18 protein-coding genes and 1 tRNA gene are annotated in these 16,435 nt (G+C 67.5%); 17 read left to right on the forward strand and 2 right to left on the reverse strand.

What is annotated here, in order from left to right:
* Positions 1–5 precede the first annotated feature (5 nt).
* From ASC46_RS13545 to ASC46_RS13555, 3 genes are read left to right on the forward strand one after another with little or no spacing between them, the layout of a single operon-like run.
* Positions 6–1,412 (forward strand): adenylate/guanylate cyclase domain-containing protein, encoded by a 1,407-nt coding sequence (locus ASC46_RS13545; RefSeq protein WP_055459828.1) that lies wholly within the window; start codon positions 6–8, stop codon positions 1,410–1,412.
* A gap of 19 nt (positions 1,413–1,431) precedes the next feature.
* Positions 1,432–1,782, forward strand: coding sequence for a 4a-hydroxytetrahydrobiopterin dehydratase (locus ASC46_RS13550; protein ID WP_055459829.1), 351 nt, complete (start codon positions 1,432–1,434; stop codon positions 1,780–1,782).
* 55 nt (positions 1,783–1,837) lie between these two features.
* Positions 1,838–2,470, forward strand: a complete 633-nt coding sequence (locus tag ASC46_RS13555) for a MarC family protein (RefSeq protein WP_055459830.1) — start codon at positions 1,838–1,840, stop codon at positions 2,468–2,470.
* Between the two features lie 417 nt (positions 2,471–2,887).
* On the opposite strand, the gene ASC46_RS13560 is transcribed toward ASC46_RS13555, so the two are convergent.
* Positions 2,888–2,963 (reverse strand) — tRNA-Ala (locus tag ASC46_RS13560).
* Between the two features lie 147 nt (positions 2,964–3,110).
* On the opposite strand from ASC46_RS13560, the gene ASC46_RS13565 reads away from it, so the two are divergent.
* The 9 genes from ASC46_RS13565 (at position 3,111) to ASC46_RS13605 (ending at position 10,531) form a co-directional block, all read left to right on the forward strand.
* Positions 3,111–3,401 carry a YggT family protein gene (locus ASC46_RS13565; RefSeq protein ID WP_019404936.1) on the forward strand — a complete coding sequence of 97 codons (291 nt, stop codon included), beginning with the start codon at positions 3,111–3,113 and terminating at the stop codon, positions 3,399–3,401.
* 23 nt (positions 3,402–3,424) lie between these two features.
* Positions 3,425–3,751 (forward strand): DUF167 family protein, encoded by a 327-nt coding sequence (locus tag ASC46_RS13570; protein ID WP_055459831.1) that lies wholly within the window; start codon positions 3,425–3,427, stop codon positions 3,749–3,751.
* Positions 3,748–4,659, forward strand: coding sequence for a bifunctional methylenetetrahydrofolate dehydrogenase/methenyltetrahydrofolate cyclohydrolase FolD (gene folD / locus ASC46_RS13575; RefSeq protein WP_055459832.1), 912 nt, complete (start codon positions 3,748–3,750; stop codon positions 4,657–4,659). The genes ASC46_RS13570 and folD overlap by 4 nt, the downstream gene beginning before the upstream one ends.
* A 94-nt stretch (positions 4,660–4,753) precedes the next feature.
* Positions 4,754–5,800 carry a MaoC family dehydratase gene (locus ASC46_RS13580; RefSeq protein ID WP_055459927.1) on the forward strand — a complete coding sequence of 349 codons (1,047 nt, stop codon included), beginning with the start codon at positions 4,754–4,756 and terminating at the stop codon, positions 5,798–5,800.
* Between the two features lie 137 nt (positions 5,801–5,937).
* A complete protein-coding gene (sdhC, locus tag ASC46_RS13585; RefSeq protein ID WP_055459833.1) occupies positions 5,938–6,351 on the forward strand; it encodes a succinate dehydrogenase, cytochrome b556 subunit in 414 nt (137 codons plus the stop codon).
* Positions 6,352–6,362: 11 nt separating this feature from the next.
* Positions 6,363–6,758 (forward strand): succinate dehydrogenase, hydrophobic membrane anchor protein, encoded by a 396-nt coding sequence (sdhD, locus tag ASC46_RS13590; RefSeq protein WP_055459834.1) that lies wholly within the window; start codon positions 6,363–6,365, stop codon positions 6,756–6,758.
* A 4-nt stretch (positions 6,759–6,762) separates the two neighbouring features.
* Positions 6,763–8,787, forward strand: a complete 2,025-nt coding sequence (gene sdhA, locus ASC46_RS13595; protein ID WP_245280550.1) for a succinate dehydrogenase flavoprotein subunit — start codon at positions 6,763–6,765, stop codon at positions 8,785–8,787.
* Between the two features lie 75 nt (positions 8,788–8,862).
* Complete coding sequence (locus ASC46_RS13600) at positions 8,863–9,648, forward strand: succinate dehydrogenase iron-sulfur subunit (RefSeq protein ID WP_055459835.1); 786 nt, start codon at positions 8,863–8,865, stop codon at positions 9,646–9,648.
* Between the two features lie 208 nt (positions 9,649–9,856).
* The gene (locus ASC46_RS13605) at positions 9,857–10,531 is read left to right on the forward strand and encodes an AprI/Inh family metalloprotease inhibitor (protein ID WP_245280551.1); all 675 of its coding nucleotides are present in this window, start codon (positions 9,857–9,859) and stop codon (positions 10,529–10,531) included.
* Between the two features lie 43 nt (positions 10,532–10,574).
* On the opposite strand, the gene ASC46_RS13610 is transcribed toward ASC46_RS13605, so the two are convergent.
* On the reverse strand, positions 10,575–11,162 hold the full coding sequence (locus ASC46_RS13610; protein ID WP_055459837.1) for a GNAT family N-acetyltransferase: 588 nt from the start codon (positions 11,160–11,162) through the stop codon (positions 10,575–10,577).
* 188 nt (positions 11,163–11,350) lie between these two features.
* Between ASC46_RS13610 and ASC46_RS13615 the strand changes: the two genes are divergently transcribed.
* From ASC46_RS13615 to sucC, 5 genes are all read left to right on the forward strand, one after another.
* On the forward strand, positions 11,351–11,977 hold the full coding sequence (locus tag ASC46_RS13615) for a glutathione S-transferase family protein (protein ID WP_055459838.1): 627 nt from the start codon (positions 11,351–11,353) through the stop codon (positions 11,975–11,977).
* Between the two features lie 62 nt (positions 11,978–12,039).
* Complete coding sequence (gene zapE / locus ASC46_RS13620; RefSeq protein ID WP_210166001.1) at positions 12,040–13,248, forward strand: cell division protein ZapE; 1,209 nt, start codon at positions 12,040–12,042, stop codon at positions 13,246–13,248.
* A complete protein-coding gene (locus ASC46_RS13625; RefSeq protein WP_055459839.1) occupies positions 13,245–13,868 on the forward strand; it encodes a TetR/AcrR family transcriptional regulator in 624 nt (207 codons plus the stop codon). Before zapE ends, ASC46_RS13625 begins: the two co-directional genes overlap by 4 nt.
* A 302-nt stretch (positions 13,869–14,170) precedes the next feature.
* Positions 14,171–15,136 (forward strand): malate dehydrogenase, encoded by a 966-nt coding sequence (mdh, locus tag ASC46_RS13630; protein ID WP_055459840.1) that lies wholly within the window; start codon positions 14,171–14,173, stop codon positions 15,134–15,136.
* 100 nt (positions 15,137–15,236) lie between these two features.
* Positions 15,237–16,433, forward strand: a complete 1,197-nt coding sequence (gene sucC / locus ASC46_RS13635) for an ADP-forming succinate--CoA ligase subunit beta (RefSeq protein ID WP_055459841.1) — start codon at positions 15,237–15,239, stop codon at positions 16,431–16,433.
* Positions 16,434–16,435: the final 2 nt, after the last annotated feature.

A 16,435-nucleotide genomic window follows, 5' to 3' on the forward strand; every position in this document is an offset into this window, starting at 1 on the left:
GTCCGATGGCCGAGACGGAAGCGCTCTTCTCACTCCTGCGTCAGACCGCTGATCCTGCGGCGGCCATGGCAATCGAGCGCGTTGTCCGGCATGGCGCCGACCGCGCGCTCAACCGCATCAACGTGCTCGCCTTCGCGGCGCGCGAGGGCCTCGACGAGGAAGCTGCCATCGCCGCCTTCCTCCATGCCGCCCATCTCGGCCTGTTCGACCTGTCGTGGAACGTGCTGTGCCCGGGGTGCGGCGGCGTGCTCGACGCCAATGCGACACTCGGCACCCTCGACCGCTCCTCCTACAGCTGCACGCTGTGCGCCGCAGGCTACGAGCCGACCCTCGACGAGATGGTGGAGGTGACCTTCACGGTGAACCCCCGCGTGCGGCAGATCGCGGCGCACGAGCCGGATCGGCTGCCGATGCACGAATATTTTCGCCAGATCTTCTGGAGCTCGGGGGTAGACCTGCCGGACGAAATCGAGGCGCAACTCGACGAGATCATCATCGAGGCCATCGAATTGCCACCCGGCGAGAAGGCCCTCCTGTCACTTCAGCTGCCGCGGGGCTTCATTATCGTCTTCGACCCCGTCACCCATTCCGTGCAGTTCATCGACGCCGACAGCGAGGAGACGCGCGAGCGGCGCTCCCTCTCCCTTGTCATCGACGCCGTGCATGCACCGAACGAGACGGTTCGCCTGCAGCCCGGCCCGCTGCGCCTGACGCTCGAGAACCGCACCGGCCGGCGCGTCCTGCCCGGCCTCTTCATCGCGGGCGAGGCGCTGCACACGCTCATCGGCCGGCGCCGGCCGTTCCTCACCGCCAAGCGGCTCCTCAGCAACCAGACCTTCCGCGACATCTATCGGACGGAGACGCTCAACGTCGACCAGCGGCTGAAAATCACCAGCCTCACCTTCCTCTTCACCGACCTCAAGGGATCGACCCGGCTCTACGAGCGCGTGGGCGACCTGGCCGCCTTCGACCTCGTGCGCGAGCACTTCCGGGTGCTCGGCGACATCGTGGCGGCGGAAGCAGGCGCCATCGTCAAGACCATCGGCGATGCGGTGATGGCGACCTTCCCGACGCCGGAACGGGCTGTCGCCGCCGCGCTACGCATGCGCGAGGCCATGCGCAGCCTCAACGCCGCCCACGGCAGCGAGGACCTGGTGCTGAAGATCGGTCTGCACGAGGGTCCCTGTCTGGCCGTCAGCCTCAACGAGCGGCAGGACTATTTCGGCCAGACGGTGAACATCGCCTCGCGCGTGCAGGGCCTCGCCGAATCGCAGGCGATCTACGCCACGGGCTCCGTCGTCGAGCGGCCGGAAGTGTCGAGCCTGCTCGCCCGCACCGGCCTGACGCCGCTGGCGCGACGACGCGCCTTGCGCGGCATCGATGACGAGGTCACCCTGTACGAGATTCCGTGACCCGGCCGCGGGAACAGCCATGACCGACGATCTCGCCACGAAGACCTGCACGCCCTGCAAGGGCGGAACGCCGCCTTTGTCCCCCGAAGCCGTCGCGCATTACGCGAAACAGGTGCCGCAGTGGGAGGTCAACGGCGATGCCACGCGCATCGCACGCACCTTCCGCTTCAGGAACTACGCGGGGGCTTTCGCCTTCGTGGCGCGTGTGTCGGAGATCGCCGAGGAGCAGGGCCACCACCCCGACATCACCTTCGGCTGGGGCTATGCGACGGTCACGCTGCAGACCCACAAGATCAAGGGCCTGCACGAGAACGACTTCATCATGGCGGCCCGGATAGACGAGATCGCCGGCGGCGAACCCGCCGCCTGAGACGCCCTGTCCGGCGCCCTCCCCCAGCCCTCATCTTCCCCTTCCGGAGCCGATCGTGCTGATCGACCAGACCCTGCTCGTCACGCAGTTCATGACGCTTCTCGCCGTCCTCGACCCGATCAGCCACACCTCGCTCTTCCTCTCCGTCACCGGCGGGCTCGACCGGGCCGAGCGGCGCAAGGCGGCCCTCATCGCCGTTCCCGTCGCCTTCGTCATCCTCGTCGTCTTCGCCGTCATCGGCCAATATGCGCTGGCGGCGATGAACATCTCGCTCATCTCCTTCCAGATCGCCGGCGGCATCATCCTGCTCATCTTCGCCTTGTCGATGACCCTCGGCGACAAGGGACCGGCGCCGGCTGCCGAGGCGGACGCACGCGACGCGGCGAGCGTCGCCGTCTATCCGCTGGCGGTGCCGATCATCGCCGGGCCGGGGGCCATGCTCGCCATCGTCATCCTCATGGACAACAACCGCCTGACCTTCGTCGAGCAGGTGGAGACGGTCGCCATGCTGGCGCTCAACATGCTCATCCTGCTCGGGCTCTTCCTGTCCGGCGATGCGGTGTCGCGCCTCATCGGCCGCCACGGCGCCAACGTGCTGCGGCGCGTGATGGGCATCGTGCTCGCCGCCCTGTCGATCAACCTGATCCTGGAAGCGATGGCGAAATGGCTGGGGCTGCCGGCGATTTGAGAAGGGGTGCAGGATGGCGGAAGAGGCATCGCCAACGCTTCTTCGCGAGGGCCTGCCGGAGCCAGACTTCAAATATTGCTCCAATGCGTGGGCCGTTTTCTCCACCGCACCGACCGTCTGAGCGGCGCGGATGAATGCACGGCCCCAACATGATTTCCGATCGCCTCCGCCGTCATGCCCGCGCTTGTCGCGGGCATCCACGCGGCAAAGCCCGCGCCAGGCGAAAAGGCGTGGATGGCCGCGACAAGCGCAGCCATGACGGGCGGGAGGTTGTAACACTCTGAAAAGGCGCAGCGATCCCGACCGGATAGCCGCGAGGCGGCGCCGTTCACTGCGCACCCCGTGGCGGTCGGCAAGCTTCTACGGCTGCTGCGTCGGGCGTCGGCCTTTGGACTGCCATCCCAAGCTAACGTGGAATGGTGGAGCTGAGGGGATTCGAACCCCTGACCTCTGCAGTGCGATTGCAGCGCTCTCCCAACTGAGCTACAGCCCCTAAAGGTCGGCGCGTTTTAGGCCGGCGCGGGGGCGGCTGTCAATTGCTGTTTCGCGCGAGCGCGCGGCGAGCGCGACGGGTTGTTCACAGCGGCGGAGAGCGCTAAACGGAAGCTCCCGTCCGTCCTCTCCATCCTCCGGATTTTCAATGCGCGCGATTCTCGATGTTCTCATGGTCGTGCTCGACCTCTACACATGGCTCGTGATCGCCTCAGCCATCATCAGCTGGCTGGTCGCCTTCAACGTCGTCAACACGCGCAACGACGTGGTGCGGGCGATCTGGAATTTCCTCTACCAGATCACCGAGCCCGCGCTTCGGCCCATCCGCTCCATCCTGCCCAATCTCGGCGGCATCGACGTCTCGCCCATCATCCTGCTGCTCATCATCTTCTTCCTGCAGCGGGTGATCGTGCTCTACGTCTACCCGGCCGTCATCTAAAGCCCGGCCGGCGCGAGGCAGGCATGAGCGGCGCCTTCACGCGCACGGGCGAGGGGCTGACGCTCACGGTGCGCCTGACGCCGCGCGGCGGGCGCGATGCGATCGAGGGCGTCGATGAGCTGGCGGACGGGCGCGCCGTCATCAAGGTCCGCGTCCGCGCCGTGCCGGAGGACGGGGCGGCCAATGCGGCGCTCACCCGGCTCCTCGCCAAGAGCCTCGGCGTCGCCGCCTCCGCCGTCGCGCTCGTCTCCGGGCACACTGCACGCATCAAGATCCTGACCGTCGCCGGCGACGCCGCTATGCTGGAAGCGCGGCTCGCGGCACTCATCAAGCACGAGGACCGGCCATGACGACGCTCCCGACGTCCCGAATCATCGACGGCAAGGCCTTCGCCGAGGGCCTGCGCCGACGCGTGGCGGAAGCAGCGGCCGATTTCCTTAGCCGGTCCGGCCGCGCGCCCGGCCTTGCCGTCGTCCTCGCCGGCGAGGATCCGGCGAGCAGCGTCTATGTGCGCAACAAGGCGCAGCAGACGGTGGAGGCCGGCATGGCCTCCTTCGAGCACCGCCTGCCGGCGGAGACAGGCGAGGCCGAGCTCCTCACCCTCGTCGCGCGGCTCAACGCGGACGATGCGGTCGACGGCATCCTCGTACAGCTGCCGCTGCCGGCGCATATCGACGCGCAGAAGGTGATCGAGGCGATCGACCCGGCGAAGGACGTCGACGGCTTCCACCCGGAGAATGCCGGGCGGCTGATGACCGGGCTTCCCGCGCTCGTGCCCTGCACGCCGCTCGGCTGCCTGATGCTCATCAAGTCCATCGAGCCGGCGCTCGCCGGGCTCGAGGCGGTCGTCGTCGGGCGCTCCAACATCGTCGGCAAGCCGATGGCGCAGCTGCTCCTCGCCGAGAGCTGCACGGTCACCGTCGCCCATTCCAAGACGCGCGACCTGCCGGCCGTGTGCCGCCGCGCCGACATCCTCGTCGCGGCCGTCGGCCGGCCGCAGATGGTGCGCGGCGACTGGGTGAAGCCCGGCGCCATCGTCATCGACGTCGGCATCAACCGCATCCCGGCGCCCGAGCGCGGCGAGGGCAAGACGCGGCTCGTCGGCGACGTGGCCTATGACGAGGCGGTGCAGCATGCCGGCGCCATCACCCCCGTGCCGGGCGGCGTCGGGCCAATGACCATCGCCTGCCTCCTGCGCAACACGCTCGCGGCGGCGGTCGCCCGCACCGGCGTCGTGGTGGACGTGCCGTCGGCCTGAACGCCTCCGCCCAAGGTCGCAATGGCGCAGTGCAGCATGTAGGCTAGTCTCCCGCGAAACAGCGAGGGAGGAGCCGATGGACACAGCACTGCCGATGAAGACCAGCACCGGCCGGTTCTTCGAGGATTTCCGCCTCGGCGAGGTGATCCGTCATGCGACGCCCCGCACGGTAACGGCGGCCGATGCCGCGCTCTATTCGGCGCTCTACGGCACGCGCTTCGCCGTGCAGTCCTCGGACGTCCTCGCCGCGCAGATCGGCTACGAGCGCAGCCCCCTTGACGATCTCCTCGTCTTCCATGTCGTCTTCGGCAAGACCGTGCCGGACATCTCCCTCAATGCGGTCGCCAACCTCGGCTATGCGGAAGGCCGCTTCCTGAGGTCCGTCTATCCCGGCGAGACACTGTCGGCCGTCTCCGAGGTCATCGGGCTCAAGGAAAATTCCAACGGCAAGACCGGCGTCGTCTACGTGCGCACGCGCGGGCTGCGCTCCGACGGGGCCGAGGTGCTCGAATATGTGCGCTGGGTGATGGTGAAGAAGCGCGACGAGGCGGCGTCCGTCGCGGACCAGCACGTGCCGCAGCTCGCGGACAGCGTGGAACCGTCGCATCTCGGCATCGGCTGCCCGCCCATCGACGTCGAGGCCTATGATTTCGGACTTGCCGGCAGCCCCTGGCGCTGGGGGGACTTCCGCATCGGCGAGCGCATCGACCATGTGGACGGCATGACGGTGGAGGAGGCCGAGCATCAACTCGCGACCCGGCTCTATCAGAACACGGCGCGGGTGCATTTCGACCAGCACGCTGCCACGGGCTCGCGCTTCGGCCGGCGGCTGATCTACGGCGGCCATGTGATCTCGCTGGCCCGTGCGCTGTCCTTCAACGGCCTTGGCAATGCCTTCCACATTGCCGCCATCAACGGTGGGCGGCATGTGGCGCCGCTCTTTGCAGGCGACACCGTCTATTGCTGGAGTGAGGTGATCGACACCGCCGAACTCGAGGGGCGCAGCGACATGGGCGCCCTGAGGCTGCGTACCATCGCCACGAAGAATTTACCCTGCGCTGGTTTTCCGGGCCACAACGGCACCGAATACGACCCTGCTGTGGTGCTTGACTTCGACTATTGGGCCCTTCTGCCGCGATAGGACGGCGCAAGGAAACAGTTACAAAGCTGGAAAAATGTCACCGCCTTTGGCGGCATGTTGCATTGCGGTTGCGACCCACATTCGTTACGAAGCCGATAGCTTCGAGCAACTCCAGACTGCAAGCGGGGAGGCCCCACATGGCCGAGGCGAAAGCGCCCGGGACGAGACCGGAAGACATCCGCCCCCTCTCGCCGCACCTCCAGATCTACCGCTGGACGTGGACGATGGCGATGTCGGTGGCCCATCGTGTCACCGGCGCGGCCCTCTACGTGGGCACCCTGCTGCTGGTCGCCTGGCTGCTGGCGCTGGCCAGCGGGCCGGCAGCCTTCGAGACCGCGCAGTGGTTGTTCGGCTCCTTCCTGGGCCGGCTCATACTCTTCGGCTACACTTGGGCGCTGCTGCACCACATGTTCGGCGGCATTCGCCACTTCATCTGGGACGTCGGGCTCGGCTTCGATGCCCCTGCCCGCCAGAACCTCGCCCGCATGACCCTCATCGCCTCGGCCGCGCTCACGCTCCTCGTGTGGGTGATCGGCTACGCGGTTTCGTGAGGAGACATTCCATGGCTTCGACGAAGCATTCGTTGCGCACGCCGCTCGGCCGCGTCCGCGGGCTGGGCTCCGCCCGGTCCGGCACGTCGCATTTCTGGCACCAGCGGCTCACGGCGCTCGCCAACGTGCCGCTGGCGCTCGCCTTCATCGCCATCGTGGTCTGCGCGGCCGGCGGCGGCTACGACGAGGCGCTCGCTCTCGTGCGCAGCCCGCTCGTGGCGCTCCTCCTGCTCCTCTTCATCCTCTCGGCGACCTATCACATGCGCATTGGCATGCAGGTCATCATCGAGGACTACGTTCACGGCGGCGCCAAGGTCGCTGCGGTGATCGCCAACACATTCTTCGCCCTGCTCGTGGCAGCCGCCGCGGTCTTCGCGGTTCTCAAGATCTCCTTCGGCGGGATGTAAGTTCATGGCCAAGGCACCCAGCAACGGAACCACCTCCGGCACCGAGACGACCGCCCCGACGCGCCGCAGCACGAGGGCCAGAGCCGCCGCGTCGGCCACTCCCGCACCGGAGGTCGCCGGCGCCGCCGTGGAGACGACGCCGTCCAAGGCCGTGCGCATGCCGCGCGCACGGGCCGCGCAGGCCGATGGCGCCGGCCCAAGCGGCATCCTGCGTATTCCCCGCCCGGCCTATACGGGCCAGGCCTATCCGATCACCGATCACACCTTCGATGTCGTCGTCGTCGGCGCCGGCGGCGCCGGGCTGCGTGCCACCGTCGGCTGCGCCCAGGCGGGCCTCAAGACCGCCTGCGTCACCAAGGTCTTCCCCACGCGCTCGCATACGGTGGCCGCCCAGGGCGGCGTTGCCGCCTCGCTCGCCAACATGGGGCCGGACGACTGGCGCTGGCACATGTACGACACCGTGAAGGGGTCCGACTGGCTCGGTGACCAGGATTCCATCGAGTATCTGGTGCGCAATGCGCCTGCCGCCGTCTACGAGCTCGAGCACTGGGGCGTGCCCTTCTCGCGTACCGAGGACGGGCGCATCTACCAGCGCCCCTTCGGCGGCATGACGACCGATTTCGGCAAGGGTCCGCCGGCCCAGCGCACCTGTGCTGCCGCCGACCGCACCGGCCATGCCATCCTGCACACGCTCTACGGCCAGGCGCTGCGCAATAACACCGAATTCTTCATCGAGTATTTCGCCATCGACCTCATCATGGATGACGAGGGCCGCTGCCGCGGCGTGGTGGCGCTGAAGATGGACGACGGCACCGTCCATCGCTTCCGCGCCCATCTCGTCATCCTGGCGACGGGCGGCTACGGCCGCGCCTATTTCTCGGCCACCTCCGCCCATACCTGCACGGGCGACGGCAACGCCATGGTGCTGCGCGCCGGCCTGCCGCTGCAGGACATGGAATTCGTGCAGTTCCACCCCACCGGCATCTACGGCGCCGGCTGCCTCATCACCGAGGGGGCCCGCGGCGAGGGCGGCTATCTCACCAATTCCGAGGGCGAGCGCTTCATGGAGCGCTATGCCCCGTCGGTGAAGGACCTCGCGCCGCGCGACATGGTCTCGCGTTCCATGACCATGGAAATCCGCGAGGGCCGGGGCGTGGGCAAGAACAAGGACCACATCTTCCTGCACCTCGACCACCTCGACCCGGCCGTGCTGCACGAGCGCCTGCCCGGCATCTCGGAGAGCGCCAAAATCTTCGCCGGTGTCGACGTGACGAAGGAGCCGATTCCGGTGCTGCCGACGGTGCACTACAACATGGGCGGCATCCCGACGAACTTTCATGGCGAGGTGGTGACCAAGGCGGGCGACAACCCCGACCATGTTGTGCCAGGGCTGATGGCCATCGGCGAGGCGGCCTGCGTGTCGGTGCACGGGGCGAACCGCCTCGGCTCCAACTCGCTGATCGACCTCGTGGTCTTCGGCCGCGCCGCCGGCCTGCGCGCCGCCGAGATCGTCAAGCCGGGCGAATCGCACCCCGACCTGCCGAAGAACTCGGCCGATCTGTCGCTGTCGCGGCTCGACCGCTTCCGCAATGCTCGCGGCAGTACGCCGACAGCTGAGCTGCGCCTTCGGATGCAGCGCACGATGCAGTCGAACTGCGCCGTCTTCCGCACTGGCGAGGTGCTGGAGGAGGGACAGAAGCTCATCCGCGAGGTCTGGCAGGGGGCTGAAGACGTGTGCGTCAGCGACCGCTCGCTCGTCTGGAATTCGGACCTCATCGAGACGCTCGAGTTCGACAACCTGATCACCCAGGCCGTCGTGACGATGGACGGCGCGGCCAACCGCAAGGAAAGCCGTGGCGCCCACGCGCGCGAGGACTATGCGGAGCGCGACGACGTCAACTGGATGAAGCACACCCTGGCCTGGGTCGACGACACGGCCAAGACCGTCACCATCGACTACCGCCCGGTGCACAACTACACGATGTCGAACGACATCGAGTACATCGAGCCGAAGGCGCGCGTCTACTGAGGCCGCACGCGACAGATCCCATCCAGCCCGTGGCGCAGGCCACGGTACGCCGGCAGGTTCGAGGACAGAGACAACATGGCCAAGTTCTCCCTCCCCAAGAATTCGCAGATCAAGGAAGGCAAGGCCTGGCCGAAGCCGGACGGGGCGGCGAACACGACCGCCTTTCGCATCTATCGCTGGAACCCGGATGACGGGCAGAATCCGCGCGTCGACACCTATCACGTCGACCGCGACGATTGCGGGCCGATGGTCCTCGATGCACTCATCTACATCAAGAACAACATCGACCCGACGCTGACCTTCCGCCGTTCCTGCCGCGAGGGCATCTGCGGCTCCTGCGCCATGAACATCGACGGCGCCAACACGCTCGCGTGCACCAAGGGCATCGACGAATGCACGTCGAAGGGCGACGTCCGCATCTATCCGCTGCCGCACATGCCGGTGGTGAAGGACCTGGTGCCCGACCTCACTCGCTTCTATGCCCAGCACGCCTCGATCGAGCCCTGGCTTAAGACGACCACGCCGGAGCCGGAGAAGGAGTGGCGCCAGAGCCGCGAGGACCGCGAGAAGCTCGACGGCCTCTACGAATGCATCCTGTGCGCGTGCTGCTCCACGTCCTGCCCGAGCTACTGGTGGAACGGCGACCGCTATCTGGGCCCGGCCGTGCTGCTGCAGGCCTATCGCTGGCTCATCGACAGCCGCGACGAAGCCACGGGCGACCGCCTCGACAACCTCGAGGATCCGTTCCGGCTGTATCGCTGCCACACGATCATGAACTGCGCCAACGTATGCCCGAAGGGCCTCAACCCGGCCAAGGCGATCGCCGAAATAAAGCAGATGATGGTCACGCGCCAACTCTGACGGAGCGCCGGACGGCCCCAGGTCGGGTGTGACCCGCGCGCCACGCTGCGTGCCGGGCAGACCCTCCCGGGGCCAGCGCATCCGCCATTTCACCCGCCCGGGCTTGCCCGACCAAGCCGTTTACGGCATGACGAACGTGGTGTCTTGCGTGCCTGCGCTGCCTTGCGAGGAGGCAGGTGCGCCGAAGGAAGAGCGGGAGCGGGACAGCATGAGACCGACGATGCACGATGCGACGACCGAACTGGCCCGGCGCGGCGCGAGCGCCATGCGTATCGCGCCGCGCCTGGCGGCCCTCGCGCCGCTGCTCATCGTCGCCGCCTGCGCATCGGACCGCTTCGCCAGCTCGCCAGGTCCTGCTACCGGATCGGGCTACCGCAGCGCCGGCGCGGCCACGAGCGGATCGGACTTCGAGCCGCTACCGCCATCTGCCTCGGCTGAGGTGATCGCCAGCCCGCTGCCGCCCGCGCCGGGGACGGCCGCGGCACCCGATGGCTCCACCGTCGCGCCCGGCACGCTCGGCCCGGACGGTACGCTTTCGGGCACCGGCGGCACCCCGGGGCCCGTCGCGAGCCTTGGCAGCCAGCCGACGAGTGCGCCTGCCGCGCCGACGCGCAGCGCGGTGACAGGGGGCTGGACGGCGCGCGAAGCCGCCGGCGGCTCCTGTCGCATCACGCTGTCGAGCGCACCCGCGCTCGATCTCTACAAGGCCTCCACCTCGGGCTGCGCCGGGCGCGACCTGCAGAGCGTCAATGCCTGGGACCTGCGCGACGGCGAGGTCTATCTCTATTCGCGCGGTAGCGTCGTGGCGCGCCTCAAGGGCGGCGGCAGCTCGTTCAACGGGGTGCTCGCCAAATCCGGGGCGCCCCTCACCTTGTCACGCTGAAGGCGATACAAGCTGACGCGAAAGGGCGCCACGGCGCCCTTTTTCAGTTTTGAGCCTGAGGCGGAGCCATGAAGTGTCGCTGGTAGTCGAGCGCGCTCATGGCAAGGCCGTGCGCATCGTCAATCATTTCTTCGGCCAGGGAGAAAGGCGTCGGCCCGAGGCCTCTGATCGTGCCGATGAGATCGCCGCGCTCGAAGGCGATCTCGGCCGAGAAGCGCCGCGCCAGCGCGCGCATGGCGCCGTTTTCGCTCATGCAGTTGACGACGAGCGCGGCAACGCCGCGGTTGCGGGCGCTGACGAGGAGGCGGGCAAAGAGCGCGCTGCCGATGCCGCGCCGACGCCAGCCGCGCTCGACGCTGAAGGCGGCCTCGGCCCGTCGCTCGCCGCCGATCTCGAAGGGCTGCAGTTCGGCCGCGCCGCGCACGATCCCGCCCTCGACATAACCGAAGACGAGCCCGCGCGAGGCCAGGCATCGGTCGGCATAGTCGGCGAGATACGCGTCGGTCACCACCCCGATAAAGCGGCTGTGGCGGCTGGCGGGATCGAGGCGCAGCAAATGGGCGCGGAACGCGGGCAGATCGGCCGCGAACAGCTTGCGAATAGTGCCGGAAAGCCCGGAGAATGTGTCCATCGTCGTTCTCTCGGTGGTCGATGTTGCTTCGACCCCCGAGGGCGCGGTTTCCCTAGACCCGGCACATATTGTGCAATGCAACATGAAATTCAAGCACCGGGATGCCGCAACACTCTGGTGCCGAATGCCCGTTTGCGTTCAACTGGCGCGCGAGATCGGCATGCGAGAGAGAGGCGCAGGGCCCAGCGATGAGCGACTACATCCTCCACTGCTTCGGCCAGTCCGGGAACGCCTACAAGGTGGCCCTGATGCTCAACCTGTGCGGTTGCGACTGGCAGCCGCGCTTCGTCGACTTCTTCAACGGTGAGACGCGCAGCCCGGCCTTTCGCGACAGTTGCAACGAAATGGGCGAGGTCCCGGTGCTGGAGCACGGCGGGCAGCGACTCAGCCAGAGCGGGGCGATCCTCACCCTTCTCGCCGAACGGCATGGACGTTTCGGCGGGCACGACGCCGGGGAGCGCTACGATATCCTGCGCTGGATCCTCTTCGACAACCACAAGTTCACCAGCTATTTTGCCACGCTGCGCTTCATGGTCGGCCTCAAGAAGATGGGCGAGAGCCCGGTGACAGAGTTTCTGCGTGGCCGCGCGCTCGCCGCCTTCGACATCGTCGAGAAGCACCTCGCCAAGCGCTCTTTCATGGTCGGCGAGACGCCGACCATCGCCGACATCTCCATGGTCGGATATCTCTATTATCCAGAGGACACCGGCATCGACCGGTCCGCCTTCCCCAACATCGACGCCTGGACACGGCGCATCGCCGCCCTGCCCGGCTGGGCCCATCCTTACGACCTCATGCCACGCGAGCCGGGCTGAGCGGCCGCCGCACGCCAGAGAGGCGATTGTGCGGCGCGGTGCGAGGCGCTAAATCCTCTCCCGTGACCATCGAGCCTCGTCTTTCCCGGCAGACCGCCGCCAGCGTGCGCGCACGCTACGACGCCCTCGTCAGCGAGGGCGTGATCGAGCGCGACCCGGCGCAGGAAAGGCTGGTAGCGCGGCTCGACGAACTCGCGCAGCGGCTCGGCGAGCGGCGCCTCGCGCGCAAGGCGAGCCCGCTCGGCTGGCTGTTCGGCAAGCGCAACGAAAAGGCCGTGCCCCTCAAGGGTCTCTACATCTGGGGCTCGGTGGGCCGCGGCAAGACCATGCTGATGGACCTCTTCTTCGAGGTCGCGCCGCCCGAGCGCAAGCGCCGCGCCCATTTCCACGCCTTCATGGCCGATGTGCACGAGCGCATCTTCACCCATCGCCAGAAGGTCAAGGACGGCCGCGAGAGGGACGGCGACCCCATTCCGCATGTGGCGGATGCGCTGGCAGCCGAGGCCTGGCTCCTGTGCTTCGACGAGTTCACTGTCACGGATATCGCCGATGCGATGATCCTCGGCCGGCTGTTCACGGCCCTCTTTGCCCGCGGCGTCACTGTCGTGGCCACGTCGAACGTGGAGCCGAACCGCCTCTACGAAAACGGACTCAACCGGGCGCTGTTCCTGCCGTTCATCGACCTGCTGACGAGCCGGGTCGAGGTGATCCGGCTCGATTCCCGCACCGACTTCCGTCTGGAGAAGCTGGCCGGCAGCCCGGTCTATCACGTGCCGGCCGACGCGGCGGCCGAGGCGGCGCTGGACGAGGCCTTCTTCCGCCTCACCGGCCGGCACGAGGGCAGGCCGGCGGCGGTGCACGTGAAGGGGCGCACGGTGCCGGTGCCGGAAGCGAGCGATGGTGTGGCGCGCTTCTCCTTTGCCGAGCTCTGCGAGCGTCCGCTCGGCGCCTCGGACTACCTCGCTCTCGCCGAGCGCTACCACTGCATCATTCTCGCCGGCATTCCGGTAATGGACCTTGCCCAGCGTAATGCGGCCAAGCGTTTCATCACGCTCATCGACACGCTCTACGAGAAGCACGTGAAGCTCATCGCCTCGGCCGAAGCGGAACCGCACGCGCTCTACCGGGCGGACCAGGGACGCGAGGTCTTCGAGTTCGACCGCACGGTGTCGCGGCTCATCGAGATGCGGTCGGAAGACTATCTCGCCCTGCCGCATGGCCAGGGCGATTCCCGCGCCTCGGGCGACACGACGGGCCTCGTCGAGACATGAACATCCCGCGCCGGGCAGCCCGCACGACACCGCAGACGGCGGACGTAAGGCTGCTCGACATCGCGGCCGAGCACGTGCGCCGCCTCGGGGCGACGCGCGTCACGGTCGTCGGCGTCGCCCAGGAAGCGGGCATGACGCATGCCAATGTCTACCGCTACTTCCCCTCCAAGCGCGACCTGCTCGACGCCGTGGTGCAGGCGGCCCTGCGCCCGGTCGAGACATTCCTCGCCGACGTCGCGAGCGCGCCGGACCCGGCGGACGACAAGCTGGAGCGGCTCATCCTCGCGCTCGCGCGCGACTATCGCGACCTTGCCGAGAACGACCCGCCGATCTTCGACCTCTTCGTCGCCGCCGCCGAGGCGAACCGCGGCGTCGCCCGGCGCCACCGCGGCCGCGTGCGCATGTTCGTCGGCCGCGTCGTGGACGAGGGGCTGGCGACCGGGACCTTCAACCCCAAGGACCGCGAGCAGGCGCTGACCTTCCTCACCGACATCCTCTTTCGCTTCACCCATCCGACGGCCGTCAAACTCGACACCGAGCGCCCGCGCGACATGCTGGAGGAGCGACTGGCAACGACCATGCGTATCGCGCTGAGGGCGCTCAAAGCCGGCTATGTATGAATGCGCTCCGACGCGCCCGACGAGCCTCGCGGGGGGCGAGCCTGCTTCGAGTTACAATATCTGAAAACTGTAACAAAAAGACTCGGCGGGCGGCAGACCCGGGCCATGGGCCGCTGGAAATCGCCAAGCCCTTGCACCATCTTTCTTTTCGGCGCCGAGGCCGGTGCGTGCGAACGGCCCTGCCGGCAAAGGCCATCACCGCGGCGGGTTTTGCACGTCTTGAAGCAGAACCCCGTTTGAGTCAAAGAAACCGCGGTTTTCCGGGATGCGTCCCCTCCTCGAACTGAAGGACGGTTTCTCACATGGCCCGTAAGAAGATCGCGCTGATCGGCGCCGGCCAGATCGGCGGCACCCTCGCCCATCTCGTCGGCTTGAAGGAGCTCGGCGACGTCGTGCTCTTCGACATCGCCGAAGGCATTCCGCAGGGCAAAGGCCTCGACCTCGCCGAGTCCTCCCCGGTGGACGGCTTCGACGCCGCCTACAAGGGCACCCAGTCCTATGCGGATATCGAGGGCGCGGACGTCATCATCGTCACCGCCGGCGTACCGCGCAAGCCAGGCATGAGCCGCGACGACCTGCTCGGCATCAACCTCAAGGTGATGGAATCGGTCGGCCAGGGTATCAAGCAGTATGCCCCGGACGCCTTCGTCATCTGCATCACCAACCCGCTCGACGCCATGGTGTGGGCGCTGCAGAAGGCCTCCGGCCTGCCGAAGAACAAGATCGTCGGCATGGCCGGCGTGCTCGACTCGGCCCGCTTCCGCTACTTCCTCGCCGAGGAGTTCAAGGTCTCGGTGGAGGACGTAACCGCCTTCGTGCTCGGCGGCCACGGGGACGACATGGTGCCGCTGGTACGTTACTCGACGGTCGCCGGCATCCCGCTGCCGGACCTCGTCAAGATGGGCTGGACCAGCCAGGACAGGCTCGACGCCATCGTCGAGCGCACCCGCAAGGGCGGCGGCGAGATCGTCAACCTGCTGAAGACCGGCTCAGCTTTCTACGCACCTGCGGCCTCGGCCATCGCCATGGCCGAAAGCTACCTCAAGGACAAAAAGCGCGTGCTGCCCTGCGCCGCCCACCTCGACGGTGAGTACGGCGTCAAGGACATGTTCGTCGGCGTGCCGATCGTCATCGGCGCCGGCGGCGTGGAGCGCATCGTCGAGATCGAACTGGACGGCGCCGAGAAGGCGATGTTCGAGAAGTCGGTCGCGTCCGTGCAGGGCCTCGTCGAGGCCTGCAAGGGCATCAACCCGGCCTTCGCGGGCTGACCCGTCAATCCGATGGCCGGCTCGCCCGGCCATCGCCGTTTCCAGCGCCGCGCCATGAGCGCGCGGGTGCCCCCAAGCGGGCATGACGCGGAGGAATCGCATGAACATTCACGAGTACCAGGCCAAGGCCGTCCTGAAGGAATTCGGCGCCCCGGTCTCGGCCGGCAAGGCCGTGTTCTCCGTCGACGAGGCGGAAGCCGCGGCGAAAGATCTCGGCGGGCCGCTGTGGGTCGTCAAGAGCCAGATCCACGCCGGGGGGCGCGGCAAGGGCAAGTTCAAGGAGCCCGAGGCGGGCGAGAAGGGCGGTGTCCGCCTCGCCAAGTCCGTCGAGGAGGTGAAGACCTTCGTCGGCCAGATGCTCGGCAACACGCTCGTGACTGTTCAGACCGGCCCCGCCGGCAAACAGGTCAACCGCATCTACATCGAGGACGGCTCGGACATCGAGCGCGAGTTCTACCTCTCAGCCCTCGTCGACCGCGCCACGAGCCGCGTCGCCTTCGTCGTCTCGACGGAAGGCGGCATGGATATCGAGGAGGTGGCACACAGCACCCCCGAGAAGATCCACACCTTCTCGATCGACCCTGCGACCGGCGTGATGCCGCACCACGGCCGCACGGTCGCCAGGGCGCTCGGCCTTTCCGGCGACCTCGCCAAACAGGCCGAGAGCCTCGTCGCCAAGCTCTATGCCGCCTTCGTCGCCAAGGACATGGCGATGCTCGAGATCAACCCGCTGATCGTCACCAAGGGCGGTGAGCTGAAGTGCCTCGACGCCAAGGTGTCCTTCGATTCCAACGCTCTCTACCGGCACCCGGACGTCGTCGCCCTGCGCGACGTGACCGAGGAGGACGAGAAGGAGATCGAGGCGTCCAAGCACGACCTCGCCTACATCGCCCTCGACGGCACCATCGGCTGCATGGTCAACGGCGCCGGCCTCGCCATGGCGACGATGGACATCATCAAGCTCTACGGCGAGGAGCCGGCGAACTTCCTCGATGTCGGTGGCGGCGCCTCGAAGGAGAAGGTCACCGCGGCCTTCAAGATCATCACCGCCGATCCGAACGTGAAGGGCATCCTCGTCAACATCTTCGGCGGCATCATGAAGTGCGACGTCATCGCCGAGGGCGTGATCGCCGCGGTGAAGGAGGTCGGCCTCAAGGTGCCGCTCGTCGTGCGCCTGGAGGGCACCAATGTCGAGCTTGGCAAGAAGATCCTGAACGAATCCGGCCTCAACGTCATTTCCGCCGACGACCTCGACGACGCGGCGCAGAAGATCGTCAAGGCCGTGAAGGGAGCCTGACC

This window comes from Chelatococcus sambhunathii (assembly GCF_001418005.1).
In the GTDB taxonomy this organism is placed as follows: Bacteria; Pseudomonadota; Alphaproteobacteria; order Rhizobiales; family Beijerinckiaceae; genus Chelatococcus_A; species Chelatococcus_A sambhunathii.

Excerpts from the sequence above, each read along its gene's own strand:
- ASC46_RS13545 (WP_055459828.1), top strand. The coding sequence starts at position 6 with ATGGCCGAGACGGAAGCGCTCTTCTCACTCCTGCGTCAGACCGCTGAT.
- ASC46_RS13550 (WP_055459829.1), top strand. The coding sequence starts at position 1,432 with ATGACCGACGATCTCGCCACGAAGACCTGCACGCCCTGCAAGGGCGGA.
- ASC46_RS13565 (WP_019404936.1), top strand. The coding sequence starts at position 3,111 with ATGCGCGCGATTCTCGATGTTCTCATGGTCGTGCTCGACCTCTACACA.
- ASC46_RS13570 (WP_055459831.1), top strand. The coding sequence starts at position 3,425 with ATGAGCGGCGCCTTCACGCGCACGGGCGAGGGGCTGACGCTCACGGTG.
- folD (WP_055459832.1), top strand. The coding sequence starts at position 3,748 with ATGACGACGCTCCCGACGTCCCGAATCATCGACGGCAAGGCCTTCGCC.
- ASC46_RS13580 (WP_055459927.1), top strand. The coding sequence starts at position 4,754 with ATGAAGACCAGCACCGGCCGGTTCTTCGAGGATTTCCGCCTCGGCGAG.
- sdhC (WP_055459833.1), top strand. The coding sequence starts at position 5,938 with ATGGCCGAGGCGAAAGCGCCCGGGACGAGACCGGAAGACATCCGCCCC.
- sdhD (WP_055459834.1), top strand. The coding sequence starts at position 6,363 with ATGGCTTCGACGAAGCATTCGTTGCGCACGCCGCTCGGCCGCGTCCGC.
- sdhA (WP_245280550.1), top strand. The coding sequence starts at position 6,763 with ATGGCCAAGGCACCCAGCAACGGAACCACCTCCGGCACCGAGACGACC.
- ASC46_RS13600 (WP_055459835.1), top strand. The coding sequence starts at position 8,863 with ATGGCCAAGTTCTCCCTCCCCAAGAATTCGCAGATCAAGGAAGGCAAG.
- ASC46_RS13605 (WP_245280551.1), top strand. The coding sequence starts at position 9,857 with ATGAGACCGACGATGCACGATGCGACGACCGAACTGGCCCGGCGCGGC.
- ASC46_RS13610 (WP_055459837.1), bottom strand. The coding sequence starts at position 11,162 with ATGGACACATTCTCCGGGCTTTCCGGCACTATTCGCAAGCTGTTCGCG.
- ASC46_RS13615 (WP_055459838.1), top strand. The coding sequence starts at position 11,351 with ATGAGCGACTACATCCTCCACTGCTTCGGCCAGTCCGGGAACGCCTAC.
- ASC46_RS13625 (WP_055459839.1), top strand. The coding sequence starts at position 13,245 with ATGAACATCCCGCGCCGGGCAGCCCGCACGACACCGCAGACGGCGGAC.
- mdh (WP_055459840.1), top strand. The coding sequence starts at position 14,171 with ATGGCCCGTAAGAAGATCGCGCTGATCGGCGCCGGCCAGATCGGCGGC.
- sucC (WP_055459841.1), top strand. The coding sequence starts at position 15,237 with ATGAACATTCACGAGTACCAGGCCAAGGCCGTCCTGAAGGAATTCGGC.